Raw genomic sequence first — 26,922 nt, 5'->3', positions numbered from 1 at the left:
TAAAAAATTTAGAGAACTTATTTATCTTAATAAACTTTATATATTCTTGGATGTCAACAATTTTAAAATCAATATATCCAATATGGGACAGCCGATTTTTTGTTTTTTTAAACGAGGGAAAACGCTATAAACAATAAACACATCGAGTTTGTTGATCATTTAAAGAGCAAAGACACAACTACAACAAGCTGTTAACAATTTATAGAAAACAATTACAGAAAACAAATATTGAAATAGATGATGATTAGAGAAGCAAAAATTGAAGACATAAAACAAATTCAAATTGTACGAAATGCGGTTACGGAAAACACTTTGTCTAATCCAAACTTGGTGACAGACGAAGATTGTGAGGAATTTATTACAATAAGAGGAAAGGGCTGGGTCTGTGAAATTGACAAACAAATTGTAGGCTTTGCAATTGTTGACCTAAAAGAAAATAACATTTGGGCTTTGTTTTTAGACCCTAAATTTGAAAGAAAGGGAATTGGACAAGCATTACACAAGACCATGTTGGACTGGTATTTTACGAAGACCAAAGATAAGGTTTGGTTGGGGACAGCTTTTAATACCAGAGCTGAACAATTTTATAAAAAAGCCGGCTGGACAGAAGTTGGCAAGCACGGAATAAAAGAAATTAAATTCGAAATGACTTATGATGATTGGAAAAAAGCCCGAATCCGATAACAGCACATACCAATAATTGGCGCGCACATGACCATCACAAAGGTATTGATTACTTTCTCAGTTCGGCAAGCTACAGCTGTTCAAAAACCTTTAATTTGTTTTTCTTTTACTAACAAACATGGGTTATTATAGAAAATTGAGTGTTCCATAATCACCGATTCTATTAATTAACCAAGACTAGAGACATTTTTCAGATTTTGAAATAGTTGGGATATTCAAATTTAACTCTTAAAAATTCGATTTCAGTTTTGCATTTTTTAGTCAAAAAAAATCCTGAGAAAAATCTCAGGATTTATAATTTATAAATGGTTTGCTAATTATTTAGCCTGACCGAATACATATTTAACACCGATTGTTACAGCAGTTAAATCAAGACCGAAGTTATAGTTGTTTGTAGCAACACCACCTTTTGGTTTGAAGTTGTTGTAACCAAATTCTCCGATTGTAGCTTCAATAGTCCAGTTTTTGTTTAAGAAATAATCTAAACCTGGTTTTACAGTTACACCTACTGAAGTATATTTAGCCTCAGAAGAAGTAGAAGTTGTAGAAGTAGTGCTTCCAATTGTAGTAACAGAAGTAGACTCATTTTCGATTTTGCCAAACTGCATTGGTACAGCTAATTGACCGAAGAAATATAATTTGTCAGATAAAGTCCAGTATTTTCTTGCGAAAGGCTCGATTACCAAAGCTGGAGTTTTAAATTCATCCGTTTTAACAGTAGTTAATGATGTAGTGATTTGAGTTTCTTTAGTTGTTGCAAAACCTGCACCTAAACCGATTGCGAAGTTATCAGCAACAAAGAATCCTGCTGTTGGAAGAATATTGAAAGACTCTAATTTGTCGTTTCCGTTGTTGCTTTCTACTTGAGAATACCCAACAGATCCAGACAAATAAACAGTTCCTTTAGCGATAGGAGCTGGAGTAGTTTGAGCATTTCCTAATCCGAAAAGTGCGATAGCACTAGCCATTAATAATTTTTTCATTTTGAATAATTTTATACTTTCTTGAGGGCAAATTTATAATGACATTTTCCAATATTAAAATTTGTTAACATGATTGATGTCACGCATGAATATTGAGTTTTTACAACAAAAAATCGCACTGAGATGACTTAAACTAATTATCAGCAAGTATTTCAAAAAAAAATTCCGATTTTGCAACCGGAAAAAAACTATCTTTGATTTATTATCAATTTTACTTAATAAAAAAATTGACTCCAAGATTAATGGCTCCAAAATTTGAATCTATTCTTCTGTCTCTTCTTTCCCAGTCACCTCTTTCGCTTCCTACATTTTGGTACCCCAAATACAATTCTGCTTTTGGCAACTGAAAGCCTACTTTGGGATAAACATAAATACCACTATTAATACCATCTTTAGTAGAAATAGCACCTCCCAAATCAAGACCTACAAAGAGTGGAAGACCATTGAATCTGTACTTTCCGGATGCCGCCAAAGGGATAAATCCAAAATCCTCCCATCTGTCTTTTCCAAAAAAATGAGAATACCCAGAAGTAAGCCCCACATCAAGACCTTTTGTTATATTCCACATATATGCTGCATCAAATCCCAATGTAAAAGCTGCAATTTCTGAAGCATCTCCCACAGGAGCACCAATATGACCTCCCAACTTAAAACCTTCTTGCGCCTGAGCAAAATTCCCCAACAATGCAAAAAATCCCAGCAATACTACCTTTTTCATTTCTTTTTAGTTTAATAATTATTTTATAATGCCTACCACACTACAAAAGCGGTGCCGCACAAAAAAAGCAGAGCAAAAATGCCCTGCTGTATTGTATAAAAAACTTTAATATAAAATAGGTAGAATTAAATTGCTTACTCAACTTTTACTGAAACCAATACAATTTCATCTGTAAATTAGAAATTAAAAAAATCAGAAAAAAAAGTAAGATTCTGGATATATCTCAATTCATTGAATTTTAAAATATTTTTTTCATCTGTATTAATCTCTACTTCGTTTATCTTCTTCGTTATAAGCCAAAATAATTTTTTTCACTACTGGGTGTCTTACAACATCTTCTTCTGTAAGATAAACAAAGCCAATTTCTTTTACATCTTTTAATATTCTCATAGCTTCTTTTAAACCAGATTGCTGTCTTGGCGGAAGATCAATCTGTGTAGGATCTCCTGTAATGATAAATTTAGCGTTCATTCCCATTCTCGTTAAAAACATTTTCATTTGGGCGTGCGTTGTATTCTGAGCCTCATCCAAAATTACAAATGCATCATCTAGGGTTCTACCTCTCATAAAAGCCAGTGGAGCAACCTCAATTACTTTTTTTTCCATAAAACCCTCCAGTTTCTCGTGAGGAATCATATCTCGAAGTGCATCATACAAAGGCTGCAGATAAGGATCGAGTTTTTCTTTAAGATCTCCGGGTAAAAAACCTAAACTTTCTCCTGCTTCCACAGCTGGTCTTGTTAAAACAATTCTCTTCACTTCTTTATCTCTCAAAGCTCTTGCAGCCAAAGCAACACTAGTGTAGGTCTTCCCAGTTCCCGCAGGTCCTATGGCAAAAACCATATCTTTTTTCTCGGTCTCTTTTACCAGTCTTTTAAGATTCGTGGTTTTTGCTTTTATAACTTTTCCGTTGACGCCTTTAACGATAATATCTTGATCAAACACCAAGTGCTTTTCATTTTCATCTTTCAAATTAAGAAAATTCTCTACGTCTTTCAGGCTTATAAAATTGTTTTTAGAGATAAACGAAACTATATTATCTAGCTTTTGTTTAAATATATCTAAGGCTTCCTGATTTCCCATCGCGAAGATAAAGTGATCACGCCCAGTAATTTTAAGTGTTGGGAAGCTTGATTTTATCAAATTGAAATATTGGTTATTAACTCCGTAAAAGTTTTTTGCATCAATACCTTCCAGATCATACGTTAATTCAAACATGCAAATATTTTTATATTAGAATTTAAATTTAAAAGTTTTTTTCCAATTTTAAATTAAATTGTTATCAACAATTGCGGTTTCTTTCTTTTTATTTTAGATAAATTTGCAATTCTATCAGATTCATTCATGTCAATTATTACACTTACCTCAGATTTCGGGCGATTAGATTACAGGGTTTCAGCGATGAAAGGAAAGATTCTTACGTTGAATCCGGAAGTAAATAGTATAGACATCACCCATGATATACAAGCATATAACCTTATTCAAACTTCTTATATCGTAAGAAATGCTTACAAGTACTTTCCAAAAGGAACCATTCACATTCTTTCGGTAGACAGTTTTTATCATAAATCAAGAAAAAATATTCTGTACAAAGCAGACGGCTCTTACTTTTTGGCAGCCGACAATGGTTTACTAAGTCTTATTTTCTTCGATATTAAACCAGAATCTATCTACGAAATCACACTTAACAATAGATTTGATGATGTGGTAAGCTTTACCTCCACCGACGTTTTTGTACCTGTTGCAGTACATCTGGCCAATGGTGGACTTCCCGAGGTAATAGGCAGAAAGATTGAGTCTGCAAAACAACTTTCGTTTCCGAAACCTGTTTATAATGAATCTGAAAAAATAATGGTAGGCGAAGTAACGTACATTGATAATTTCGGAAATATAATCTCAAATATTAATAGAGAATACTTTGAAAATATTGTGCGCGGACAAGAAAACTTCACCATAAAATTCAGAAATCTAAGTCTTTCTAAAATCTACTCTACCCATACAGAAGTAGTATCCGATTGGGAACGCGAAACCGAATTTCATGGGCAGTCTGCTGCAATTTTTAATGACAGTGATTTACTTGAACTTACGATCTACAAAGGCAGTAAAAAAAACGGAGCCAAAAGTCTTTTCGGCCTTAATGTTGGCGAAAAAATATTCATACAATTTTCTTAAAATTATACATTTCATAAAAAAACCGATTTTTTTTATATATTTGTCAAAATCTAAAATTTAAAAATGGCAGAATATAAATTATTGCTTCCTTCGATGGGTGAAGGCGTGATGGAAGCTACAGTGATCACTTGGTTATTCAATGAAGGAGATGTTGTAAAAGAAGATGATTCGGTAGTAGAAATTGCAACAGACAAGGTAGATTCAGACGTTCCGACACCAGTTTCGGGGAAAATTGTAAAAATCTTTAAACAAAAAGACGAAGTTGCAAAAGTAGGCGAAGTTATTGCTATTTTAGAAATTGAAGGAGAAGGCGATACTGCAACTTCTGAAGAAGTAAAAACCGAAACTTCGGCTCCAGATGCAGACACAATTAAAGCAATTGAAGAGCCTTTAAATCCTACAGCTACTTCTCATGTAGAATTTTCGGGAGATCTTTATTTATCTCCTCTTGTAAAATCAATCGCTCAACAAGAAAAAATTTCTGAAACTGAATTGCAAACTATCAAAGGAAGCGGTTTAGAAGGAAGAATTACCAAAGAAGATATTTTATCGCACGTTGCCAATAGAGGAAACCAGACTCAAAAGCCAGTTCAGCAACAATCAGCTCCCGTTCAAGCTATATCTATTCCACCAGCTGTAACTTCAGCTCCAGCTGCTACAATTTCTGTAGCTGCAGGTGACGAAATCATTCCTATGGACAGAATGAGAAAAATCATCGCTGAGAACATGGTAAAAGCAAAACATATCGCTCCACATGTAACTTCTTTCATTGAAACAGACGTTACTAATGTTGTAAAATGGAGAGCTAAGAATAAAGATATATTCGAAAAGCGTGAAGGCGAAAAATTAACTTTCATGCCAATTTTCGTGAAAGCGATTGTAAAAGCAATACAGGATTTCCCAATGATTAATGTTTCTATTAACGGTGACAACATTATCAAAAAGAAAAACATCAACATAGGTATGGCAACTGCGTTACCAGACGGTAATCTTATTGTTCCGGTAATCAAAAATGCTGATCAGTTATCATTATCAGGCTTAGCAAAAGCAATCAACGATTTAGCTTACAGAGCAAGAAACAAAAAATTAAGACCAGAAGATACTCAAGGTGCAACTTACACTATTTCTAACGTAGGAAGCTTCGGAAATTTAATGGGAACGCCTATCATTCCGCAACCACAGGTGGCAATTATGGCTATTGGAGCTATCGTAAAAAAACCTGCAGTTCTTGAAACTAAAGATGGCGACGTAATCGCAATCCGCCAGCTGATGTTCATGTCTCACTCTTACGATCATAGAGTGGTAGATGGCTCTCTAGGGGGAATGATGCTGAAACATGTTCATGATTATTTGCAAAACTGGGATTTGAACACAGAGATATAATATAATCGGTAATGAGATATTTACTCGATACCTTCTTTAAAAAACCTTCGATTTTTTTTTTCGAAGGTTTTTTTTTTGAGGATATTTATAATCGACAAATCAAAACGCAAAATTAGGCAGAACGGAATGTAAAGAAAAAAAACACACGCATTTAAATTTAATAACCTTTTAAAGCTAATTTAAAAGGTCATTAAATTGGCTAAAAACCTTCATTAGATGAAAATCTGTCTGTCCTGTAGAAGATTATAAAAATCTTTAATTTTAACCCTAAAGAGCTTAAATTCGTCTAATTTTTCTTGAGAAATCGTATTGATTTTTTGTTTAGGATTATAATTATCTAATCCATAAATAAAATTAGCAATATCAGCAATTGTATTTTGGCTTAATAAGATATTATCAACTTCAATTATAAAATCAGTCGTTTGCTTAAATAATTTATTTTTGAATGTGTAAATAATCCATTCTGTATTATTATCTTTTATCAAACCTAAAATTTTTTTTCCATCAAGATCCAATTCGTGATCAATGTAATTAGAAATATTTATTTGTTTTAAAATTGATTTAGTGATTTTTTGATTATTTAATTTTACAACAGCTATATCTACGGTTGTTCGTTCTGAAAAGTATTCATTTAAGTTCATCACAAAATATTAAGAAGGTTCTGATTTTAGATGTAAATTCGATTAATAAGGTTTGGTGAATATGTTTTAGCAGTAATCTTTATAAAAAATATTAAAGAATGCTTTTAAACTGTTTTATTAAACTCCGAAGAATATTTTTCAATATCATATTTAGAGATTTTATAAATATTGCAAACATATTCCAGAGAATAGGAAAACATCTGCATATCTTTTAAAGCACAAAAACACTTATGTTTAATGTCGGTATTTACTGAAACTGAAAACTCAGAATGCATTTTAGTTGTTAATTCTTCTTTCATAAATACGAAATTACAAAATAATAAACTCAAAATATTTATTCTAATAATTATATCTAAATAACTATATTGGTGTTCACTAAAAATTTAATTATGACTATAAAAATTTTCAACGAAAACAAAGAAATTAATATTGATGTGGAAAAAAAGAATTTTGAGAGTGTAGAAAGGGAAATACAACTGTGCTTAAATGGTAGTTACACTTATGCAAACATAAAAGATGCTACCGGAAATTCTCACTATCTCACAATAGGTTTTTTAAAAAACAGTTACATCACTATCTTAGATGATGAAGGCTCAAAAGATGCCGATACACTTAAATAAAATAGAAAAGGCAGGTATCTATTAAGATTCCTGCCTTTTCATTTATAAAATGGTTATTAGTTTTTTAATTAAAAAACCTACTCTGAAGGTTTTATGAATTCACCAGTAGGCATTCCAACTTCTAACGTTGGTTTAGATTTTCTTTTATAATTTAAATCCCACGGAAAATCCGATTTTGCCCGAATTTCATAAGCCTGTACACTTTCACCTTTTGTAAACGGAAAACTCATTCCAGTGATAGCAATTTTATTAATATTAAGAAGCTGCAATAACTCACATTTCACCTCTATTGCTTCCGGAGACATCAAATAATTTCTTAATTTCTCCATATCTCTACGAGGATACGTTTCAGAATAGGCTCCTTTGATTTTTTTTCCGTAAAAGGCACCACTAATTGTAATTTCGTAATCGTCGACTAATCTTCGATCTTTTATAGTTCCAATATGTTGTGCTGGTGGGGCTTGATTTTGTCTAATATTTCCCTGAATACTGATCAGCGGTTCCCATGGTAATAAAAACCATTCACCTTTATCTATTGAGCATTTTAGTGATAAGGGAAAAAATTGAGCATTTTCAGATTTACTTTTATCATTCATCCATAATTCAACCGCTTCATAGTCTCTACCTTGATAAATTTCATCCGGAATGTTCTGTAACGGTTGTTTATCTAAAATTGGTGTCACACGTTCAGAAAATTCATTTTCAACAAGTCTTATTAACTTACTATTTAATAAACTCGAAAAAACACTATTATTATTAAATTCCATAAATAAAGCTTTAATTAAAATTATCAGTTATAATCAGATCAGAGAAACAATATTCATCTTTTATATTTTTGGGATCATCAATTGATATGAATTTATTTTGTTTTTGGGCTGTATCAAGAAGTTCGTAAAACATTTTTATTTCATTATTACCCGATAAATGAAAAAATATTGTTTGTAGCAATTGTGCATACTTATCAGAATTAGATCCAGTGTGATCTCTTTTACTTAATTTTTTATAGATTCTTTCACCTTCCATTTGTTGAAAATTTGAGCAGTTCTTTGTCAATCTGCGTGTTTAAAATTGTATTTAATGTTGTGCGACTGATTGCATGTATAGGATAGATGTATTTACGCAAAACCACTGTATCAGGTATATCTTCTGTTTTATGTTGCAAATAAAGATCCCTGATATTTCTGTATCTAATAAGTGTGTTTTTTTGAAATGTACCTGCCATGGTTTGAATCAGCTTTATATCAATAAATTTAGTATATTTATTAACATGAAAAAAGCCGATAATTTTAAAGGATTAGATCTTTCAAAGATTACCCAATATGATTTATTCAAAGAATTATATCCGGATTTTTTACCACTGATGATCTCCTATAATTCCATAACAGAAAATTATACAGAAAACGATTTTCGGATTTTAGATTTACTATCGTTTGCTGAAAATTATCAGATTTCTGATCTTGCTGATAAACTGAAGGAAGTCTACGAAAAATCGCATCCACATTTATTCTAAAAAAAAAGCTGTGATCTGATCAGATCACAGCTTTATAATTTTATCAGAATAACAGTCTTCAATAAGTTTGTTTAAAAAAAAATAAACTGTTCTTCTTGCATCATTTACAGTAACATTATTTCTTTTCGCAAGGTTTGAAAAGCTCGGTAGATGAAATGAAAAATAATCTTCAAAAATCTCTATAAATAAACTGCTTTTGTGTGTTTTGAAAAAATCTCTCAAATCTAAAACAGTTTTCAACTGCATACGGTAATTAAAAACGTCCTTAATATTAATTTTTGCATTACTCCCAAAATAATATTTAATAATCTCTAAAATTGCAGTTTCTGAAGGTCTGCTGATTTTTTGCAACTTAGTTTTATATTCAATATTTTCTACAAAGAAATTCTGATCATTACCATCAATAAATTTAATTTGCCCTGTTCTTATTTTGATATCCTTAAAAGTTTCAAGCATCAATTTTACGATGCTTATCGGCTTTGAATTATAAGTAAAATATCCACGCTTTGAAATTTTTAAAATCTGGTTAGTCTTTAGGTTTTTGACCGATCCTGTATTGCTTACAGCAATGTCTTTCAGAGATGTTTTACAATACATTATTTATTATTTGCACTTAATTTTATTCCTGGTGTAACAGTTCTTTGACCTCCTTCTTCACTATATCTTGTTACTACACTTTCAACATTATAGATACCGTCTTTTTCCGGAAAATCTTCATCATAAATACCTACGCTGTAATTTGGCTCAACGTACGGAATCAACCACGTTGTAAAAGAACCATCGTAACCAGGTGCCATTTTTCGATCCCATTCCATTTCTGCACGTTTCTTCATTTCGGCGTTACTTATACGATTCACTTTATATTCAAATTCTTCACCGCCTGGCTGTCCGAATTCCACTTCCAGACGTTCACCACTTTTTGAGTGTGTAACGATCCTTATTTTTACTTTTAAATCCGTTGTATTCCGGTAATTTAGTTGTGAATCTTCTACATTGTGTTGCATTGAATAATCGCACACAGAAACAGGATCAGTATTTTTTTTCATGTATGGCATACGAAAATGAAGCTCAGTTGTTTCTGCATTATTTTTTTTATACAATTCCGTAAACATTGCAGGTAGTCCGATTGCTGTATTTATTGTGTCAATTAAATTACCACCGTACATATCTGCAATATTAGAATTTTGCCCGATCTTTTCGGACTCGGAAGATCTGAAATAAACGTCAGCTCCAGTGTCCTGCTGTAATTGTTTTAAAACATCTATTGCATCAGCTTTGTAAATCGTAAACTTTTCATAACTCATATCATAATCACAAACAATCTTAATTTTTGGATTAATTTCTTTTACAATATGCTGTAAAATACTTTTTACATTTGAAGTACCGAAAACTTTATTTTTTACTTTTTTTCTGAACATGAACAATTCATCTTCACAATCTAAAACCATTTTGCCTTCATCTGTTTTTACGTCTTTGATGTACCCAACAAACTCAAGTTTTAAATTGTTATCGTACCCCAAATGTATTTTTATTTTCTGACCTCTTTTGTACAGTTTATAAATTTTACGTTCAGAACTGCCATCATCATCAAAACTTTCATTTTCTTTAAACTTTATGTGTTGGTTATGATCAAAAATAACACAGGTTACGGTTGCAAAATCTGCGAGGTTTTTAATATTTCTTTCTATATTTATTTCCGTTATTGGCGGATTAGGTATGTAGTAGCCTTTAGAATCTGTAATTTCTACAAAATGGCTCATTTGGTATAGCATGCTAGAAATGTTTATTTATTTTGTTTACAATATCTCCAAACGGTTGTGGAGCTGATTAGAAGTATTTCAGAAATTTTTTTATTTGACAGTCCGAAATTTTTTAGATCTACAGCCTTTTTTCTTAATTTCTCTGAATCTTTTAGTTTTACCCAGCTTTCTTTATATTGCCATTTTTGCAGTGTTCTTTCCGGAACTTCAGTAAGTTTTGAGACTTCAAACAGATTTAAGCCTAACAAATAATATTTCAGTGCTTTTTCTCTGTCTGCCTGGGTGTACATCTTTCTACCTTTTTTATTTTCCATTGTTAAAATTTAAAGGCGTTTTAAAACTATTTTAAAAGCTGTTTAAAATCCGTTTCAAGTTTTGTAATACTGATAACGGAATCCGGTAAAGCAGTTCCGGAAGGACCCATATTGGTGTAAACTTTAAATTGTTTTAAAATGTTTACCAAATCTGTGAATAGATCAAACAAACTTGCATCACTGTTTTTTATACTCACCTTTTTGTCTGTGCTGTCAATCTCTATCTGCAAACCATTTTCATTAAAAATAATTTTAGAAGCCTGGTCAACTTTTATCACAGTCAGATTGTCTACAGTTCCGTCGCCACTCAATAATGTTACTATGCTTCCTACCTTTGGAATGATCAGTAAATTATCATTACCGTTTGCTGTACTTTTCAATTTTACATCGGGAACCTCAAAACCTTCTTCGAGTTCTACCGTACAAGTATCTTCTTCTACAGATTTAATCACACCACTTACCGGATAGTTAGGATCTGCACCAATCAGCTTTTTTAATTGCAATTTTAATTGTGTATGTTTATCCATTATTTTAACTAATAAATATTTAAAATGTTTAAAAAAAGCAACTCCGCAAAAGCGGAGCTACTTACAATAATCCATGAAAAAAAATAAATCAGAAAGAGTTTAAGACAGCTCTCAGATTTGTGCCGTATATCCTGTTTTTTCCGGATCCAGTTCCGGTAAATATTGTATCTAACGAATCCATTTTTTCGGCTTTCAAAAGCGAAACTAAGGCTTGCAAATTGGGTTTAATCTGATTAATCAATTCGAGTGCGGAATGTTGATTTTCAGTATCAATATAGTATGAGTACAACTCATCAATTTCATTCAAAAAAGTCTGTCTTGGAATTAAAACGCCGTTTTCTAAATCTACATATTCAAGATTTGCAGCATAGACTCCGATAAAATTTCTGTCATTTTTTAAAGCTTCTAATGACGATACCAATTCATCAAGTCCGGAAGGTCTTTCTAAGAAATCGAATACTTTTTCAGAACTCATTTTTAATTTACCTATCTGCAAAACTTCACCCTCAGTTAATTTTAAGACAAAAAATTGTCGAGGATTCATAAATAAATTGTTAAGATCTTCAGTTTCCAGTTCCGGCAATGTTGGAACAGTTTTGTATTTATCTATGAACGGCTGTGCAAAGTTTGCTGTTTCTTTGATTCTATGAACCCAGTTGTTAATTGATTCTGTGTTTTTATATGCTAAAATTCTATCCATTATGGTTGTAATTGTTAGTTGTTTTAAAATTGCTAATTCGTCTTGTAAAAATTATTTACCATTTCTTTGTAAAAGATCATATTCACCAGGAAAATTTTCTCTAAAATGATTTTTATCTTTTTGATTTAAAATATTAAAATCTTCGATATTTTTGATTTCCAAAAATCGCTGTTGATAGATATCTTTAAAGTTTAAGTAGAATTGATAACTTGGGTTATTAATCGTTCTTAAACTTATACCGTTTGTATTCGGATACGGATAATTATTATGCAACATGATTTCGTACATGGCCTTATTTGTCTTTACCATCATCATTCTGGTTTCAGCAGAAAGCATCTTGAAAATACCTCTACAATTTTCATATTCTGCTATGTCTTTTTCAAGTTCCTGCTGTGCTTTCACACGCTCTTCTTCTTCCTGTTGGTTTTTCTGTACAGTTTGATTGTAATTGTCTAAATTGTTTTCCATATTTTTTCTAAAATTATTTTTATATTGTTGTAAGTAAGAATTAATTTTGTAAAACATTTAATTGATTTTCATAAAGCTTGCGTACTCTCCAGGGAAATTATTTTTGAATTCTAATTGAGCACTTAATGAAAGCGTTTCAAGATCTCTGATAGATTTTATTTCTAAATACTTTGGATCATAATCCTTCAGAAATGCAGATAATGCAGACGTATCTACAAAAACATTTTCTTTGAAAAGCATATTGTAAATTTCCGGCTTATCTTTTTTGATCCTCATTTGAGTATCAATAGATAATTTCTGGAACAGATCATTTGCTTCAACAATGCTTGCGGGAACTTTGCTAAATTTTGCATTTTTAAAACCCTTCACTATTTCCGCAGATAAATTAGCATTTTGGCTTTCTTTAGGAATTTCACCCTCTAAACCTGTCTTATTGTTTTCAATAAATGGTTCTAAATAATAAGTGTTTGGAATTACATCATCACCGTAAATTGCATGATACAGATCCGGTTGCTGTTTTTTAATTTCCAATTGTTTTTCTAATGGCAAAGACTGATAAATATTCCTTGCCGTTTCTAATTTTTGCTGTGCATCGCTCATTTTGTAATGATTTTAATTATTGTTAATGAAAAATTATATTGTTTTATTTTTCTGAAATTGTGATCTGTAAAAGTTCCAGTAGCCTTTTGACTTGTTTAATACAAAAAACATCTGAATTTGTGATACCTATATTGTTTGCTGGATCATCTACAGTTCGTATCATATACTCAAAAAAAAGATTGTCTATAGCTCGTGAATATGCTAGAAAACCATCATAATCATAATCCTGCATACTCTTTATTTCTTCTAAAATCTCAGGACTGAAATTGAATAATTGCTGACTTTGTGTAGTAGATTCCATGTTTAATTTTTTAGTGTTGAACTTTCAAAAGTTTGCTGTAAAACCTCTAAGACAATTTTTATATCTCTAAAATATTGTACATCAATACCGTCGATTGTAATATTTTCACCACTGTTTATACAAACTTCAATGTAACAGCAAAAAAGCTTGTCTATTGAGTCTATGATTGTGTTAAACCCACTATCCGGAAATTTGTAAATTTCCTTTAATCTATCAATGTTTTCAGAACTGAATTTAAGATCCTTTATATTTTCGATGTTAACGCCTTGCATATTTGGGAAGTATTAAAAAGTTAATTAGTTATTTAAATTGCTTTTAAAAGTTTGTTAACTACCATTTCAAACTGTATGGTAACTTTATTGATTTCCTGCTGTGTATGTTCGTTCAGTTTCTTGTGATATTTACCGTATTTGATAAGCCATTCATTTAAATGGTCGGTATCAACTACATTTTTGTTCTTTTCTTCATCAAACCTTTTCCATCCATACAAATGGCATAAGTGGAAAAGTTTGTTTACGTTCAGTTCCGGACTTTTCTTTTTAGGCTTTTCACCTGCCAAAAAACTTATAAACGAAATGATTTCATTTGTCGATAATTCGGAGCTGTTGTTGGTTCGCCCGTCAGTAAAATTTAAAACCAGTTCCCGACGATCTTCTGTTAAACCTTTTTCCTTGTAAAGGCTATACAGTTTTTTGTGTAATTGTGCTGAATGCTTCATTTTCAATTTGCTTTAAGGTTGTAGAAAAAGGACGAAAATCCTTGAAAGATTTTTCTATAATTTTATCTTGATTCATACAGGATTCACATAGTTCTGCCATTTCGATTTTAAACCAGTTCCAAAATGTTTTTGAGTAGGAAAAACTTTCCGGATATCCATTGTTTTCAATCCATAACAAGCCCTGCTTAAACTCATTTTCACAATATTGCAGATCTGTACAATCAAAATGTTTACAGAATCTTTCTTTTACATCTTTCAGATAATTTTCCTGCTTTTGAACCTGCGTTATTTTTTTTTTCATCCTGTAGGCTTTTTTCTGTTTGATTTTTTGAATAGAGTCTTGAGTGAGCGGGTTTTTAACTCAAATACAATCCCATCGACTGTATTAAAAACTTCTGTGAAATAATCATCCTTCATCATTCTGAACTCTGATATTTCCTTTGTGGTCATTGTCCGGGATATGATACCGTTCGGATTACTCCAAAGTTTCGGCGTTTCGGCTTCATCATTGTTTAATCTGAAATCATCATCCTGTAAGGTTCTCAAATCTTCTGAAAGTACTAATATTTCGTATTCTGTATTTTGATAATATTTCGCTTTTGTCAGATAGCTGTAACTTTTCATCACGCTGAAACAGATCCCTGTTCTGATTAGTTTTTTTATAATCATATTTCTAAGCACTAATTTTTATCAAAGTATCTAAATGTCTTAGCGTAGTATTTTTATCTAAACACTGCTTTACAAGATTTTCCACCGGAACAGATCCCGAATGATTAGCCTTTGCAACCTGGCTTAACAATTCATATCTGAATGCTTTTTTGTCGGAAGTTCCTACAGGTGTTAGTCTTATAAATTCATCAGAAAAACGGCTGAATATTTCTGCAAAACCTACTTTTTTAGAATTGATTCCCTTTTCGATTTTAGACTGCAAGCCATCTGCACCCATCATAAACCAACCGCAAAAACCGTCCGTAGCGTTCCAAAGTTCTTTTAACTCCAAAAATGCTGTGTATTCAAGATCTCCGGCTTCATCCAGAACAATTACAGGATTATCCAGTTCGTTCAGATAGTATTTTAAATTTGCCTTTACATCAGCGTATTTCCCTTTATTGTCAAGACCGATTGTTTTTGCCAAAAGCTTAATAAATAACTGCTTACTTTTTGCCTGCGAACAATCCACGTAAAAAGCATTTTTAAGCGTTTTTACAACATTCTTTGCACTGAAAGTTTTCCCTATTCCGCAATCATCAACCAACACCATAGACGAACCGTATCCTTGGCAGAACTTTATACTGTCTTCTATTTCTGTGTAAACCTTTGTTCTTACAGCTTTCCAATTAGAAGTTTTAGAACTGATCTGTAATTCACGCCCGATTTGGATCCAGAGACTGTCAGAAATAATTCTTTCCGTTTCACCGTTTGAAAGTCTGCTGTAAATTGCACCGGACAAACCGTAAATCTTTGCAAATTGTGCGTTTGTTCCGCCAAAGTTTGTGCGACGGCTTAAAAGTGCGGTTCTTACGGTATCTCTATATTCTGATGTGATCATAATTGCGGTTTTAATTGGTTGGTTAATTTTGAAGGCTAATTATTTTAAAAATGAATTTTTCCAACTTGGTGAAGTCGATGGCAGAACCGGAAAAGAATCACCGTCCGGAATATCCACGGTTTCCACCGTTGCCGGATCAGACGGAACAAAAGTTTTGCGATTCATCCCTGGAATAAAAAAGCCGTTTTGAGGTTGGGGTTTTGGTTTGTGAACAATATTGATTTTTTGCAGTGATTTTTCCTGCTGTCTGATAAATCCTTCAACACTTGCAACGTATGAACTTTGAATGATTCTCGCTTTTTTGCAATTTTCAGTTTGTTCAATGGTAGCCCTGTTGTATTTTGGCATTTCCTGCACTTCACAGATAAAACGTTCTTTATAAAATGCTAAAGCTTTCAAAACATTTCCCTGATTATCATCTAACCAGTAAACAGTGATATTTTTCCCTTCAATCGCTTTCATTATGTTTATCAGATCTTCACCTAAAGAAATTTCACCGTTCATTGCTATTGCTCTTTTTTTGCCTTGTAGGTTAATGTAACCTACATTACACGATGTTTCAACTTTGTAACCTAAAAAAGGAAGTATTTTCTGCCAGTTGGTCGGTTGCAATTCTGGGTTTTGGTTTTGTGTAAAATATTCCCATCGGGTTACATCTGCATTATCCATATGAGCAGAATTGTTAAGCTCGAAAATATCTTCAATGGCATTATCAATAATCTGATCATAAGGTATTGCCGGAACTTCTTCAGATCCCTTCTGATTACTCTCTGATTTTGCAGTAGGTCGGGCAATCCATCCAACACGTTTTTTTTCAATACCGTACCTCAATATTCCGTTATCCCTTTCAATCCGCTTACCACGTGCGTTATTTGCTTCTATCCTTACTTCCGGAAATAAATATCCTTCCTGTAAAAATGTTTTCGTAAATGGCATATTTAATGAGCTTTCCGCTTCGAGTTCGTAAGGCAGATTAAAGCCCCATTCAGTGTAGTTTCGGATCATCTGACGATAAAACTTTAAGATGATTTCTTCTTTAGTTTTTCCATACACAAAAACTGTGATACAGCCGGATGCGACATCTAAACCATTGTAGAACCAAACTCTTTTACCTGTAAGATCTTTGAACGGTGGCTGTCTGTCATCAATTGAAAATATTGATCCTGCAAACGTTGGTCTTTCCAGTTGATGATGTGGTTTAAATTGTGACATATAATGCTGACGGTCTCCCGATCTTTTTTTGTAAGTAGCTGTTTTATTTTCCCATTTAGACAAATACGCCTTAACTGTAGATTCAGATATTTTAGGAAACTCTTTTGGGTTATAGATTTCGCCTGTAACTTCATTATAAACCTCTGCATATCCACTTAAAAAAGCTTCATAAGAACCATGTATTTCTGTTGCTGTCGGTTTATGTGATTGAGTAGCAAAAAGACCGTTTAAGATGCTCAAAACACTGTCGTCAACTTTTAAAGAATTTATTTTTCTTTTGCCGTCCACATCTTTTACAATTGTGAGATAATTGTAAGGGAATAATTTTCCGTTATAATTAAAATCCGTTTCAAAGCTGTTTAAAACTTCTTTAAATCTGGTCGGATGGGTTGGCAGGTTGTGTGTAGGCATTTTTCTTCTTTCCAGGTATTCGTTAAAACTGTTGCTTTCATTGCAAAGGAATGTTGTAATACCTTTTAGAGACATTCCCATCTTAATTCTTTCCGTAATGGCTTTTTCACGAAATTGCAATACTGATATAAGAACACTGGCGTTTGTAATGTATCGTTGCTGTTCTGATGGTAACAAAGAATTACCATCCGGACGGCGAAACATAGTATAAAAATCTACAGCTACAGAATCTGTTCTGTACCAGTTCTGCAAATTATGCTCAATCTTACGTAGATCTCCTAAAGCATCTTGAACATGTATAGGTAAAGAATCAAAATCAATCATTAATTTTCGATTTCTGCAACCACGCTGTAAAGCTTTAACACCATATTGCGAATTTCTATTTCTACTAATTTCCATCGAAAGAACATTCTGACTACTCCAAAATTCCGGAACCAGTTCCTCAACCGTCACAGCAATGTTATTTGTATTGTTCCAAAATTTCGGCATCGTTATGCAGTTTCGTTTCTGTATATTCTTTTTGTTGTAAAAGACAACAAACCCCAAAACAAAAGGTGTTTTGTTTTTTCTTCAATCAGATCAGTATACAATCTGAAATACGTTCCTGTAATCGTTGTGTAGAATGTTTTCATGTGATATATTGTTTATTTTTATTCACTTTTAGTAAGTTGTTTGTATTCTAAAATAATCTTATCGCCTTCGGTAATTACTTTTTCCATGTTCTTCATCCTGCAAGGCTTACCTTTAAGAATATTGTTTATAGTTATTCCGGATAATTTTGTACGTTTAATCAATTCATTGATTCCGCCTAATGGAAGATTATTTTTAATCTCAATAATTTTGTTATTTTGCATTAGCTTATGTTTTAACTATGCAACAAATTTATAGTAAATAATCTAATAAATTACATAGAAAATAGTAAATAATCTAATTTTAACATATTTATGATAGATAGAATTCTTCAAATAATTGATTATAAAGGAATTACAAAAAGTAAATTTTATAAGGAAACAGGTCTTTCCAATGGTTTTTTAGATAAAGTGAAGGATATTGGCGTTTCAAAATTAGACTATATACTCAAAGCTTACCCGGATATTAATATAAATTGGTTAATATCTGGTGAAGGAAATATGATAAAAGAAAATACTGAAACAATAATTCAAAAAAATAATAGATTTGCAGATCCTTACTTTCTAAAACTTACTGATTTGGGATTGCTTTTAACTGATAACATGAAATTTTTAAGTTTTATCGTAAGTGTATTGCATGAAAACGATTATCATTTTGACAAGAAGGAAACCGACACAATAAACTATTACAGGGATTTGGAGAAAGATTATGAGAATATAAGACTGGGAGTTGATGTTTTAAATCCGGAGGATTTTGATAAGGTTCAATTTATTATTAGGAGCGAACTATTTGGATTTATAAATAATATGATACTTAAAACTTCCGATATTCTGAATTTAAAGGAACCATTTTATTTTTAGTTATCAAAAAATTATTTGTTCTACATACGTGCAGAGCACTACCAGCCGTTAAGTATTAATTTACTAACGGCTGTCTTCGTTTACCACCAAAAACACGAAATGTAAGCGTAAATACAGCATTACACATATCTTTTTTATTTCGTTAAACAACAACACCAATACAAATGACTATAAATCAGTGTTTTATAAGCGTTTCAATTTGTTTGGTAATTTAAATTAACAACCGTTTGAGCGTGTTTTTATGTTGTTTCGTTGCGTTTTTTGTAAATCTTATGCTTTCTCAACACCTAAAAAAACTGTCTTTTGATAATCCAATTGATAATCCAATTGATAATCCATTCAAAAAAAGAGGTATTTTCAGTAGAATATTTTCAGCAGAAAAGTTTTAGATCTTTACTAAATTTCAGACATGAGTAAAGCCTTAAAACATCGTTCTAAGGCCTTCAGTAGTATTATTTAGCTTTTCTACCGTACTATAGTTTAAAATCGGTTTACAAGGCTTTGAAATCCGGTTTATAATGGTAGTATAACTGTAGTTAATGGAACAATCTTTACATTTCGACCAATCCATTCAAAGAAGCCTAAACCCTCAAAACCCCTCTGTTTTAGGGCTTTTTTTGGCTTTTTTGTATTGAGTTACTTTATTTACATTTAGCTATCCCCTTAATATATTTTTCAAGCTAAAAATCAGAAATTCTATAAAAAAATAAATATACTAGATCTACGCACACCCTAAACTTTGAAATCAGTTTAGAGTATGTTGAAAAATGATTCTATATTTAATTTTTTAGTCATTTTTTCTTTACTTTCTCCCTGAACAGTGGTAAAATACCTTGAAAATCTCATCTCAATTTAGCACATTACAATTGAAGAAAATAATTTTGCTAAAATTTCAATAGGCTCTTAAGATTTGGTATATTATTTCAACTTTTCCAAATCGCAATTTTTACGAATTCTAAAATTAAACCACCCTAATCAAATTTAAAATTTTCATATCCGTAAAAATTAGTTTAAATTTGAGCTATGCGTAGAATATTTATCTACATCAAACAAGGTTTAAAAAAATCTTTCGACAACATTCGAAACGAACAACTGAAAAACAATCTTCTTCAGGCAATCCCCTTTTGGATAGGTTCTGTAATTACAGGATTTTTTGCAGTGATGTACGCAAAAATATTTGCTTGGGGAGAAAACTTACTGCATTTCATTCTCAACTGGCACGATTGGATGATTTTCCTCATCGCTCCTGTAGGTTTTGTACTTTCTTGGTGGCTTGTAAAAGAATTCGCACCTTACGCAAAAGGCAGCGGAATACCACAGGTAATGGCAGCGGTAGAATTGGCAAACCCAAAAGAACATAAGAAAATACGGAGTCTTCTAAGCCTAAAAATAATTGTTTTTAAAATAATCTCTTCTGTTGTTTTAGTAATTGGAGGTGGTGCAGTGGGTCGTGAAGGACCTACTATCCAGATTGCGGGTTCTATTTTTAGAAAGGTAAATGAATATCTACCGGAATGGTGGCCAAAAATATCAAAGAAAAATATGATTATGACAGGTGCTGCCGCAGGATTGGCAGCCGCCTTTAACACGCCACTTGGTGGAATTGTATTTGCCGTTGAAGAACTATCAAAAACACATATCAATTATTTCAAAACTGCACTTTTTACCGCGGTGATTATTGCGGGTTTAACTGCGCAGACTTTAGCCGGCTCCTATTTATACTTAGGATACCCAAAAACCAATGATGTTTCATTGATGGTTATGTTCCCAATAATTTTAGTAGGTGGGGTTGCAGGTATTCTGGCAAGTCAGCTTTCTGTAACGATGCTGAAAATGAATGATTGGAAAAAAAGAAAACTGAAAACTGATAAAGCCAACGTTTTATTTCTTGTGGGCTGTGCTTTATTAATTGCCTGCATCTCATTTTTTGTAAGCCGTGAGATTTTAGGCTCCGGAAAAGAAATCATGGAGCGTGTACTTTTCACTCAAGATAAGCATGAAAGTTGGTACGTTCCGATTTTAAGAATGTTGGGTCCTGCCCTATCTTTCACTTCGGGTGGTGCAGGCGGAATTTTTGCTCCGGCATTAACAGCGGGTGCTAGTATTGGATCTGTCATTTCAGGAATTATTCATTTAACTCCAAATGAAACCAATGTTGTAATTCTTGCAGGAATGGTGGCATTTCTCACAGGAATCACGAGAGCTCCGTTTACATCGGCTATTATCGTTCTAGAAATGACAGATAGACATTCTTTAATTTTTCATCTAATGCTAGCAGGAATGGTTTCTTCTCTATTTTCCATTTTAGTAAGCAGACATTCTTTATATGATGTTTTGAAAATGAATTTTCTTGCAGAGATAAGAAGCGAGAAGGCAGAAAATGACTCTAAAATTTAAAATTAAGCCTGAAAAAATCAAAATTGGCTCATTCATCATTCACTTTCAGACAAATATCAATTACATATTGCATATTATAAATACATTCACTATTTTTGCACCTCGAAATAAATAACAAATTCATTTAACATTATGAACAATTACGAAACTGTTTTCATTTTAACTCCCGTTCTATCTGAATCTCAGGTGGAGGAAGCAGTGAACAAGTATGTAGATCTTTTAAAAGAAAAGAACTGTGAAATTGTCACTAGAGAAAATTGGGGATTAAAAAAACTAGCTTATCCGATTCAATTGAAAAAGAACGGATTCTACACTTTGATCGAATTCAAAGGTGAAGGTACTGTTGTTGCTGACTTAGAATTGGCATTCAAACGTGACGAAAGAGTAATTCGTTACCTTACAACAAAACTAGACAAGCATGCTGTAGAATATGCTGTAACAAGAAGAGCAAAAGTAAAAGCGGCTAGAGCTTAATCATTAATTCCAAATTTAAAAAAGACAAAGACATGGCAATAGACGATATGGCTAAACAAGCCTCAGCTGGTGGAGAATCTGAAGTAAAATTCCTTACACCACTTGATATCAACACTAAAACTGATAAAAAGTACTGTAGATTCAAAAAATTCGGAATTAAGCACGTTGATTACAAAGATGCTGATTTCTTATTACAGTTTGTAAACGAACAAGGTAAAATCTTACCTAGAAGATACACAGGTACTTCTTTGAAATACCAAAGAAAAGTTTCTTCTGCTATCAAAAGAGCAAGACACTTATCTTTACTACCTTACGTAGCTGACTTGTTGAAATAAGCCAACAAAAAACAGATAAAAGAAGAGAGCTTGCTTTCTTCTTTTGTTGCTGAATAAATAATTTTAATTCTAACGATTTTTAGATAAGAGATAAAAGATGAAAAATAAAAGATTTTAACGTCTTGCTTCTTTACTCTTTATTCTTTTCTCTAAAACTAAAAACGGACAACAACAATGGAAATTATCCTTAAAAAAGACGTAGAAAATTTAGGTCTTGAATTCGATACAGTAAATGTAAAACCTGGTTACGCAAGAAACTTCTTATTACCTCAAGGTATTGCGCTTTTAGCTACACCTAAAAACAAAGCTGCTTTAGAAGCAACATTAGAGGCTAGAAAAGAAGAAGAAGCTAAATTGATCGCTACTGCAAACGGTGTTGTAGATCAATTGAAGAAAACTTCTGTTACAATCCCTGCAAAAGTAGGTTCTGGTGATAAATTATTCGGGTCTATCAACAATGCAGATCTTGCTGCCGCTCTTGCTAAAGCAGGTGTACAAGTAGACAAGAAATACATCAAAATTCCTGGTAATACTATCAAGAGAACTGGTAAAGTAACTGCAAACATCAGATTACACAGAAATGTAGAATACAATTTCGAATTCGACATCGTATCTGACGCTCCTCCTGTAGTAGCAGCTCCTAAGCCTGCTCCAAAAGCAAAAGTTGAGGAAGAAACTACTTCTGAAGAAGCATAAAACTTACTGAGATTTTCTCAAAATATAAACCACTTCGAAAGAGGTGGTTTTTTTATGGTATATTGGCATAATTTTTACCTCAATTCATGAGTATTAAAATTAAAAAAAATGAATTATCAAAATATATTGACATCGCAGAAAGCTTTTTTTAGAACTCAGAAAACAAAAAATCTGAAATTCAGAAAATTAAACCTTGAAAAACTCAAAAAACTAATTACAGAAAACGAAGAGATTTTATATGAAGCAATTGAGAAAGATTTCGGTAAATCTAAATTTGAAACTTACATCACAGAAATTTCATTTATTTTAAAAGATATTGATTATTATTTAAAAAATCTAAATTCTTTGTCTAAACCAAAGAAAGTAAAAACTAATCTTGCAAACCAATTTGGGACAAGCAAAATCTATTCTGAACCTCTGGGCTGTATTTTGGTAATTGGAGCTTGGAATTATCCTTATCAACTCTCACTCTCCCCTCTCATTGCCGCTTTAGCTGCGGGAAACTGCTGCATTCTAAAACCTAGTGAAGTAGCAGAAAATACAATGAAGGCAATGGCAAAACTCATTAATGAAAATTTCGATTCAGATTATCTTACTGTTTTCGAGGGTGGTATTGATGAAACTACAGAGATTTTAAAATTAAAATTTGACAAAATATTCTTTACCGGAAGTACAAAGGTGGGTAAAATAGTTTATAAAGCTGCCGCAGAAAACCTCACACCCGTTACACTTGAATTAGGCGGAAAATCCCCTGCAATAGTAACTAAAAACGCAGATCTAGACATAACCGCTAAAAGAATTGTTTGGGGAAAATTTTTGAATGCGGGACAGACCTGTGTAGCCCCAGATTATATTTTAGCACACGAAAATATTCAGAATGAATTGTTGGAAAAACTCAAATTTTATATCAACAAATTTAATTATGAAGCCAATTCTGAGCAATACACAAAAATTATTAATCAGAAAAACTTTAACCGCTTAGTTAAACTAATAAATCATGATAAAATCTATATCGGAGGTAATTTTGAAGAAAATAATTTATACATAGAACCCACTATTCTGCAAAATATAGATTGGAATGACGAAGTAATGAAAGAAGAAATCTTTGGGCCAATTTTGCCCGTTATCACATTCAATGATTTTGATTATATTTTAAATGAAATTCTACAACACGAAAAACCACTGGCAGCTTATCTCTTTTCAAATAATTCTAAAGAAAAGGAAAATTTCACAAACACACTTTCTTTTGGCGGCGGTTGCATCAATGATGTGGTGATGCATTTAGGAAACGAAAAATTACCTTTCGGCGGCGTAGGCAACTCGGGAATAGGAAGCTATCATGGGAAATATGGTTTTGAGACTTTCTCGCACCAAAAAGCAATTCTCGACAAAAAAACTTGGGGAGAACCCGATTTAAAATACCCTCCCTATTCTCAAAATAAAATCAAATGGATGAAAAAATTATTATAAAAAAAACCGAGAAACTTTCTCGGTTTTTTTGTTTAAGATGTTGGTTTCCAAGTATTGAAAAATGTTTTTACTTTCTCTAAACTGTAGCCCTTATTTTCTTCCAAAACAGCACTATCTTGAATATGAATTTGTTTGCCGTTGTGATCTAAAACAATGAAAACAGGATAGCCGAAAGTATCTCATGGATTGCCATACTGGGCAAAAACTTTTTCGTTCTTATTATCCGGAGACCAATTTAAGTGATAATAAACATAATTTTCGTCTACCAATTGCTTCAGTTCCGGTGTAGTTTGCACATATTGATTGAATCTTAAACACCAAATACACCAGTTTCCTCCAGCTTGTATCATGATGTTTTTCTTTTCTTTTTTAGCTTTCACAATTAACGCTTGAATGTCTTTTTCAGCATTTGCTTTGGCATTATAGGGTTTAGGAAGGCTTGCTTTTTCTTCAGCTGCAGCTTTCTTTTTTGCTTCTAAATCTTGCTCCTTTGTTTGCACCAAAAGAGATTTTTCTTGAGATTTATTATCGTCGGCTACTACTGTTTTTTCTTTTTGAGCAAAAACAACATTTCCTGCTAACAATAAGCCTAAAGTTCCTACTATTTTTATACTTCTTTTCATTTACATTAAATTTAAAAACATGAGCTAAGTTAAATATTTATGGTAACATTTTATCTATTGAAATAAGATAATCTAAAAAATCCGACAAGAACGAAACAGTATTTACAAAAAAAAGAAAAATTTATTCTTAATACTACAAGATAAACTTTAAAAATTACTTCTGCCGAATCTAAAATATCTAGATTTTTTCAATTTTACCAGTATCAAATATAACGCCGTTATTTTTATATCATTATCTTTGTGTACTCTATGAATGTACTCATCAAAATAATTTATCTTGTTTCTAAACTTCCTCTGAAAGTACTTTATGTATTTTCGGATTTGTTATTTTATATAAATCACTATTTTATAGGTTACAGAAAAAAAGTGATTACAGAGAATCTCGTAAATTCTTTCCCAGAAAAAAGTATGGCAGAAATTGCCCAAATAAGGAAGAAATTTTATCGTAATTTTTTTGATTACCTTACCGAGACTGTAAAATCTTTTACCATGACTGAGACAGAAGGTAGAGTGAGAATGCAGCATGTTAATCAGTATCATTTTCATGATGCTAAAAATGAGGGTAAAAATATAATTCTCATGGCAGGCCATATCTTCAACTGGGAGTGGATGAATGCTTTGGCGAAAGTAGTACCTCAAAATAACAGCCATCCGGTTTACCGAAAAGTAAACAGTAATTTTTGGGAAAATGAGATGAAAAAAATCAGAAATAATTTCGGGAATGAAGCTATAGAGGCAAAAGAAGTAATTATGAAGATTTTCAGAACTCCTAATGATGGTGATTCTATATTTCTTTTTGTGGCAGATCAAACGCCACACGTTGCCCATGTTAACTACGGATTAGAATTTCTGAATCAGCGAACTCCTGCATTCATTGGATATGATAAACTTGCAACCAAATTGGATATGGCTGTTATATATTGTGAAATGAAAAAGGTAAAACGCGGATATTATCAAGTAAATTACTACAGAATATATCCTGAAGGAGAAAAATTTGCAGAAAATGAAGTAGTAAGAAAGTTTCATAAACACCTAGAAAACACCATTAATAAGTACCCTGACAACTATCTATGGTCTCACAGAAAGTGGAAATACCAATCTGCAATTAAAAATTTTGATTCTGTAAAAACCCATCTATGAAGTCGAAACTTGCGATAGTCATTCTCAACTGGAACGGTAAAAGTTGGCTTGAAAAATTTTTGCCTTCAGTCGTTAAATTTTCTGAAAATACTGATATTTACATCATTGATAATCATTCAAATGATGATTCTATTCCTTATGTAAATCTGCAGTTTCCGAAGGTGAAAATCATTTTGAACGACAAAAATTATGGTTTTGCAGGAGGTTACAATGAAGGCTTAAAGTCTGTTGAGGCAGACATATACTGTCTTTTAAACTCTGATGTGGAAGTGACTGAAAATTGGATTAATCCGGTTTTAAATTTATTTGATAGTAATTCTTCAATAGCTGCAATTCAACCTAAAATATTATCTTACAACAACAAAGAAAATTTCGAATTTGCTGGTGCTGCGGGAGGTTTAATAGACAATTTGGGCTATCCGTACTGCAGAGGAAGAGTTTTTGATGATGTTGAAAAAGATTTGGGACAGTACAATGACGAAACCGAAATTTTTTGGGCATCTGGCTGTTGTTTTTTCATTCGTTCTGAAGACTTTTGGCAGCAGAAAGGTTTTGATGAAAGATTTTTTGCACATCAGGAGGAAATAGATCTTTGCTGGAGATTAATTAATGCAGGAAAAAAAATATTCTACACCGGAAAATCTGAAATCTATCACGTAGGCGGAGGAACTTTAAATAAACAAAGTGCACAAAAAACATATCTCAACATCAGAAATAATCTTTCAATGATGCTTAAAAATATGCCTTTTCCAAAATTGATTTGGATTATATTTTTAAGATTAATTCTAGATGGAATTGCTTCAGTTTATTTTGGATACAAAAATGGATTTTCCCATTTTTGGGCAGTTGGGAAAGGGCACTATGGGTTTTATATTCAACTTCCTGGTACACTGAAGCGAAGACAAAATTCTCAGAAACAAAAATATTTTCAATCAAAATGGTTAATATTTAAACATTTTTTAAAGTAATAACTCTCATTTTTTGACGCATTTTATTTCAATAACAACACAGTCAATCCTGGATGTG

Annotated in this window: 36 protein-coding genes and 1 pseudogene; 13 read left to right on the top strand and 24 right to left on the bottom strand. The window is 32.2% G+C overall.

Annotated elements, in window-relative coordinates:
- Nucleotides 1-237: 237 nt before the first annotated feature.
- Nucleotides 238-684: a GNAT family N-acetyltransferase gene (locus tag BW939_RS13880; RefSeq protein WP_076452622.1), complete on the top strand. Its 447-nt coding sequence runs from the start codon at nucleotides 238-240 to the stop codon at nucleotides 682-684.
- 317 nt (nucleotides 685-1,001) lie between these two features.
- Here the strand turns inward: BW939_RS13880 and BW939_RS13875 are convergent, their stop codons facing one another.
- From BW939_RS13875 to BW939_RS13865, 3 genes are all read right to left on the bottom strand, one after another.
- Nucleotides 1,002-1,667, bottom strand: coding sequence for an outer membrane beta-barrel protein (locus tag BW939_RS13875; RefSeq protein WP_076452621.1), 666 nt, complete (start codon nucleotides 1,665-1,667; stop codon nucleotides 1,002-1,004).
- Nucleotides 1,668-1,878: 211 nt separating this feature from the next.
- On the bottom strand, nucleotides 1,879-2,385 hold the full coding sequence (locus BW939_RS13870) for a hypothetical protein (RefSeq protein ID WP_076452620.1): 507 nt from the start codon (nucleotides 2,383-2,385) through the stop codon (nucleotides 1,879-1,881).
- A 261-nt stretch (nucleotides 2,386-2,646) separates the two neighbouring features.
- Complete coding sequence (locus BW939_RS13865; RefSeq protein ID WP_076452619.1) at nucleotides 2,647-3,603, bottom strand: PhoH family protein; 957 nt, start codon at nucleotides 3,601-3,603, stop codon at nucleotides 2,647-2,649.
- A gap of 126 nt (nucleotides 3,604-3,729) precedes the next feature.
- Here BW939_RS13865 and BW939_RS13860 point away from each other — a divergent pair, with 126 nt between their 5' ends.
- Both BW939_RS13860 and BW939_RS13855 read left to right on the top strand, forming a co-directional pair.
- On the top strand, nucleotides 3,730-4,557 hold the full coding sequence (locus BW939_RS13860) for an SAM hydrolase/SAM-dependent halogenase family protein (protein ID WP_076452618.1): 828 nt from the start codon (nucleotides 3,730-3,732) through the stop codon (nucleotides 4,555-4,557).
- Nucleotides 4,558-4,620: 63 nt separating this feature from the next.
- Nucleotides 4,621-5,940, top strand: a complete 1,320-nt coding sequence (locus BW939_RS13855) for a dihydrolipoamide acetyltransferase family protein (RefSeq protein WP_076452617.1) — start codon at nucleotides 4,621-4,623, stop codon at nucleotides 5,938-5,940.
- 212 nt (nucleotides 5,941-6,152) lie between these two features.
- Here BW939_RS13855 and BW939_RS13850 read toward each other — a convergent pair whose 3' ends face one another.
- The gene (locus BW939_RS13850) at nucleotides 6,153-6,581 is read right to left on the bottom strand and encodes a hypothetical protein (RefSeq protein WP_076452616.1); all 429 of its coding nucleotides are present in this window, start codon (nucleotides 6,579-6,581) and stop codon (nucleotides 6,153-6,155) included.
- Between the two features lie 104 nt (nucleotides 6,582-6,685).
- Nucleotides 6,686-6,880 carry a hypothetical protein gene (locus BW939_RS13845; protein ID WP_076452615.1) on the bottom strand — a complete coding sequence of 65 codons (195 nt, stop codon included), beginning with the start codon at nucleotides 6,878-6,880 and terminating at the stop codon, nucleotides 6,686-6,688.
- A 90-nt stretch (nucleotides 6,881-6,970) separates the two neighbouring features.
- Between BW939_RS13845 and BW939_RS13840 the strand changes: the two genes are divergently transcribed.
- Nucleotides 6,971-7,201, top strand: coding sequence for a hypothetical protein (locus tag BW939_RS13840; protein ID WP_076452614.1), 231 nt, complete (start codon nucleotides 6,971-6,973; stop codon nucleotides 7,199-7,201).
- A 77-nt stretch (nucleotides 7,202-7,278) separates the two neighbouring features.
- Here BW939_RS13840 and BW939_RS13835 read toward each other — a convergent pair whose 3' ends face one another.
- The gene (locus BW939_RS13835) at nucleotides 7,279-7,968 is read right to left on the bottom strand and encodes a DUF6046 domain-containing protein (RefSeq protein WP_076452613.1); all 690 of its coding nucleotides are present in this window, start codon (nucleotides 7,966-7,968) and stop codon (nucleotides 7,279-7,281) included.
- 10 nt (nucleotides 7,969-7,978) lie between these two features.
- Nucleotides 7,979-8,224, bottom strand: a complete 246-nt coding sequence (locus BW939_RS13830; protein ID WP_076452612.1) for a hypothetical protein — start codon at nucleotides 8,222-8,224, stop codon at nucleotides 7,979-7,981.
- Nucleotides 8,225-8,468: 244 nt separating this feature from the next.
- Between BW939_RS13830 and BW939_RS13820 the strand changes: the two genes are divergently transcribed.
- Nucleotides 8,469-8,711 (top strand): hypothetical protein, encoded by a 243-nt coding sequence (locus BW939_RS13820; protein ID WP_076452610.1) that lies wholly within the window; start codon nucleotides 8,469-8,471, stop codon nucleotides 8,709-8,711.
- Between the two features lie 24 nt (nucleotides 8,712-8,735).
- On the opposite strand, the gene BW939_RS13815 is transcribed toward BW939_RS13820, so the two are convergent.
- The 16 genes from BW939_RS13815 to BW939_RS13745 all read right to left on the bottom strand — a co-directional run bounded on the left by BW939_RS13815 (nucleotide 8,736) and on the right by BW939_RS13745 (nucleotide 18,125).
- Complete coding sequence (locus BW939_RS13815) at nucleotides 8,736-9,308, bottom strand: hypothetical protein (RefSeq protein ID WP_076452609.1); 573 nt, start codon at nucleotides 9,306-9,308, stop codon at nucleotides 8,736-8,738.
- On the bottom strand, nucleotides 9,308-10,471 hold the full coding sequence (locus BW939_RS13810; RefSeq protein ID WP_123891568.1) for a hypothetical protein: 1,164 nt from the start codon (nucleotides 10,469-10,471) through the stop codon (nucleotides 9,308-9,310). Before BW939_RS13810 ends, BW939_RS13815 begins: the two co-directional genes overlap by 1 nt.
- A gap of 23 nt (nucleotides 10,472-10,494) precedes the next feature.
- Entirely contained in the window at nucleotides 10,495-10,785 is a 291-nt protein-coding gene (locus BW939_RS13805) for a hypothetical protein (protein WP_076452607.1), read from the bottom strand.
- Between the two features lie 26 nt (nucleotides 10,786-10,811).
- A complete protein-coding gene (locus BW939_RS13800; RefSeq protein ID WP_076452606.1) occupies nucleotides 10,812-11,312 on the bottom strand; it encodes a hypothetical protein in 501 nt (166 codons plus the stop codon).
- Nucleotides 11,313-11,400: 88 nt separating this feature from the next.
- The gene (locus BW939_RS13795) at nucleotides 11,401-12,012 is read right to left on the bottom strand and encodes a hypothetical protein (RefSeq protein WP_076452605.1); all 612 of its coding nucleotides are present in this window, start codon (nucleotides 12,010-12,012) and stop codon (nucleotides 11,401-11,403) included.
- A gap of 51 nt (nucleotides 12,013-12,063) precedes the next feature.
- Nucleotides 12,064-12,480 (bottom strand): hypothetical protein, encoded by a 417-nt coding sequence (locus BW939_RS13790; protein ID WP_123891569.1) that lies wholly within the window; start codon nucleotides 12,478-12,480, stop codon nucleotides 12,064-12,066.
- Nucleotides 12,481-12,537: 57 nt separating this feature from the next.
- Nucleotides 12,538-13,080, bottom strand: coding sequence for a hypothetical protein (locus BW939_RS13785; RefSeq protein ID WP_076452603.1), 543 nt, complete (start codon nucleotides 13,078-13,080; stop codon nucleotides 12,538-12,540).
- Nucleotides 13,081-13,123: 43 nt separating this feature from the next.
- Nucleotides 13,124-13,381 (bottom strand): hypothetical protein, encoded by a 258-nt coding sequence (locus BW939_RS13780; RefSeq protein WP_076452602.1) that lies wholly within the window; start codon nucleotides 13,379-13,381, stop codon nucleotides 13,124-13,126.
- A gap of 2 nt (nucleotides 13,382-13,383) precedes the next feature.
- On the bottom strand, nucleotides 13,384-13,653 hold the full coding sequence (locus tag BW939_RS13775) for a hypothetical protein (protein WP_076452601.1): 270 nt from the start codon (nucleotides 13,651-13,653) through the stop codon (nucleotides 13,384-13,386).
- Between the two features lie 32 nt (nucleotides 13,654-13,685).
- Nucleotides 13,686-14,099 carry a hypothetical protein gene (locus BW939_RS13770; protein ID WP_076452600.1) on the bottom strand — a complete coding sequence of 138 codons (414 nt, stop codon included), beginning with the start codon at nucleotides 14,097-14,099 and terminating at the stop codon, nucleotides 13,686-13,688.
- A complete protein-coding gene (locus BW939_RS13765) occupies nucleotides 14,062-14,400 on the bottom strand; it encodes a hypothetical protein (RefSeq protein ID WP_076452599.1) in 339 nt (112 codons plus the stop codon). The genes BW939_RS13770 and BW939_RS13765 overlap by 38 nt, the downstream gene beginning before the upstream one ends.
- Nucleotides 14,397-14,768, bottom strand: a complete 372-nt coding sequence (locus BW939_RS13760; RefSeq protein WP_076452598.1) for a hypothetical protein — start codon at nucleotides 14,766-14,768, stop codon at nucleotides 14,397-14,399. The genes BW939_RS13765 and BW939_RS13760 overlap by 4 nt, the downstream gene beginning before the upstream one ends.
- Nucleotides 14,769-14,772: 4 nt before the next feature.
- Nucleotides 14,773-15,648, bottom strand: coding sequence for an AAA family ATPase (locus tag BW939_RS13755; RefSeq protein WP_076452597.1), 876 nt, complete (start codon nucleotides 15,646-15,648; stop codon nucleotides 14,773-14,775).
- Between the two features lie 39 nt (nucleotides 15,649-15,687).
- Nucleotides 15,688-17,760 carry a hypothetical protein gene (locus BW939_RS13750; protein ID WP_076452596.1) on the bottom strand — a complete coding sequence of 691 codons (2,073 nt, stop codon included), beginning with the start codon at nucleotides 17,758-17,760 and terminating at the stop codon, nucleotides 15,688-15,690.
- A 2-nt stretch (nucleotides 17,761-17,762) separates the two neighbouring features.
- Complete coding sequence (locus tag BW939_RS15890) at nucleotides 17,763-17,903, bottom strand: hypothetical protein (protein WP_159439279.1); 141 nt, start codon at nucleotides 17,901-17,903, stop codon at nucleotides 17,763-17,765.
- Between the two features lie 18 nt (nucleotides 17,904-17,921).
- Complete coding sequence (locus BW939_RS13745; RefSeq protein WP_076452595.1) at nucleotides 17,922-18,125, bottom strand: hypothetical protein; 204 nt, start codon at nucleotides 18,123-18,125, stop codon at nucleotides 17,922-17,924.
- Nucleotides 18,126-18,215: 90 nt separating this feature from the next.
- On the opposite strand from BW939_RS13745, the gene BW939_RS13740 reads away from it, so the two are divergent.
- From BW939_RS13740 to BW939_RS13715, 6 genes are all read left to right on the top strand, one after another.
- Entirely contained in the window at nucleotides 18,216-18,761 is a 546-nt protein-coding gene (locus BW939_RS13740) for a hypothetical protein (protein WP_076452594.1), read from the top strand.
- Between the two features lie 1,023 nt (nucleotides 18,762-19,784).
- On the top strand, nucleotides 19,785-21,158 hold the full coding sequence (locus BW939_RS13735) for a chloride channel protein (protein ID WP_076452593.1): 1,374 nt from the start codon (nucleotides 19,785-19,787) through the stop codon (nucleotides 21,156-21,158).
- A 132-nt stretch (nucleotides 21,159-21,290) separates the two neighbouring features.
- Nucleotides 21,291-21,632, top strand: coding sequence for a 30S ribosomal protein S6 (gene rpsF / locus BW939_RS13730; protein ID WP_076452592.1), 342 nt, complete (start codon nucleotides 21,291-21,293; stop codon nucleotides 21,630-21,632).
- A 32-nt stretch (nucleotides 21,633-21,664) separates the two neighbouring features.
- Nucleotides 21,665-21,967, top strand: a complete 303-nt coding sequence (gene rpsR, locus BW939_RS13725) for a 30S ribosomal protein S18 (protein ID WP_056031600.1) — start codon at nucleotides 21,665-21,667, stop codon at nucleotides 21,965-21,967.
- 174 nt (nucleotides 21,968-22,141) lie between these two features.
- Nucleotides 22,142-22,663: a 50S ribosomal protein L9 gene (gene rplI, locus BW939_RS13720; RefSeq protein WP_076452591.1), complete on the top strand. Its 522-nt coding sequence runs from the start codon at nucleotides 22,142-22,144 to the stop codon at nucleotides 22,661-22,663.
- 108 nt (nucleotides 22,664-22,771) lie between these two features.
- Complete coding sequence (locus tag BW939_RS13715) at nucleotides 22,772-24,133, top strand: aldehyde dehydrogenase (protein ID WP_076452590.1); 1,362 nt, start codon at nucleotides 22,772-22,774, stop codon at nucleotides 24,131-24,133.
- 32 nt (nucleotides 24,134-24,165) lie between these two features.
- On the opposite strand, the pseudogene BW939_RS13710 reads toward BW939_RS13715, so the two are convergent.
- Nucleotides 24,166-24,756, bottom strand: a pseudogene (locus BW939_RS13710) (thioredoxin family protein).
- A 249-nt stretch (nucleotides 24,757-25,005) separates the two neighbouring features.
- Between BW939_RS13710 and BW939_RS13705 the strand changes: the two are divergent.
- On the top strand, nucleotides 25,006-25,896 hold the full coding sequence (locus tag BW939_RS13705) for a lysophospholipid acyltransferase family protein (RefSeq protein WP_076452589.1): 891 nt from the start codon (nucleotides 25,006-25,008) through the stop codon (nucleotides 25,894-25,896).
- A complete protein-coding gene (locus tag BW939_RS13700) occupies nucleotides 25,893-26,864 on the top strand; it encodes a glycosyltransferase family 2 protein (protein ID WP_076452588.1) in 972 nt (323 codons plus the stop codon). Before BW939_RS13705 ends, BW939_RS13700 begins: the two co-directional genes overlap by 4 nt.
- Nucleotides 26,865-26,922 lie beyond the last annotated feature (58 nt).

The sequence above is a fragment of the Chryseobacterium piscicola genome (assembly GCF_900156685.1).
Taxonomy (GTDB): Bacteria; Bacteroidota; Bacteroidia; order Flavobacteriales; family Weeksellaceae; genus Chryseobacterium; species Chryseobacterium piscicola.
This window is presented reverse-complemented; position numbering and strand designations above follow the sequence as displayed.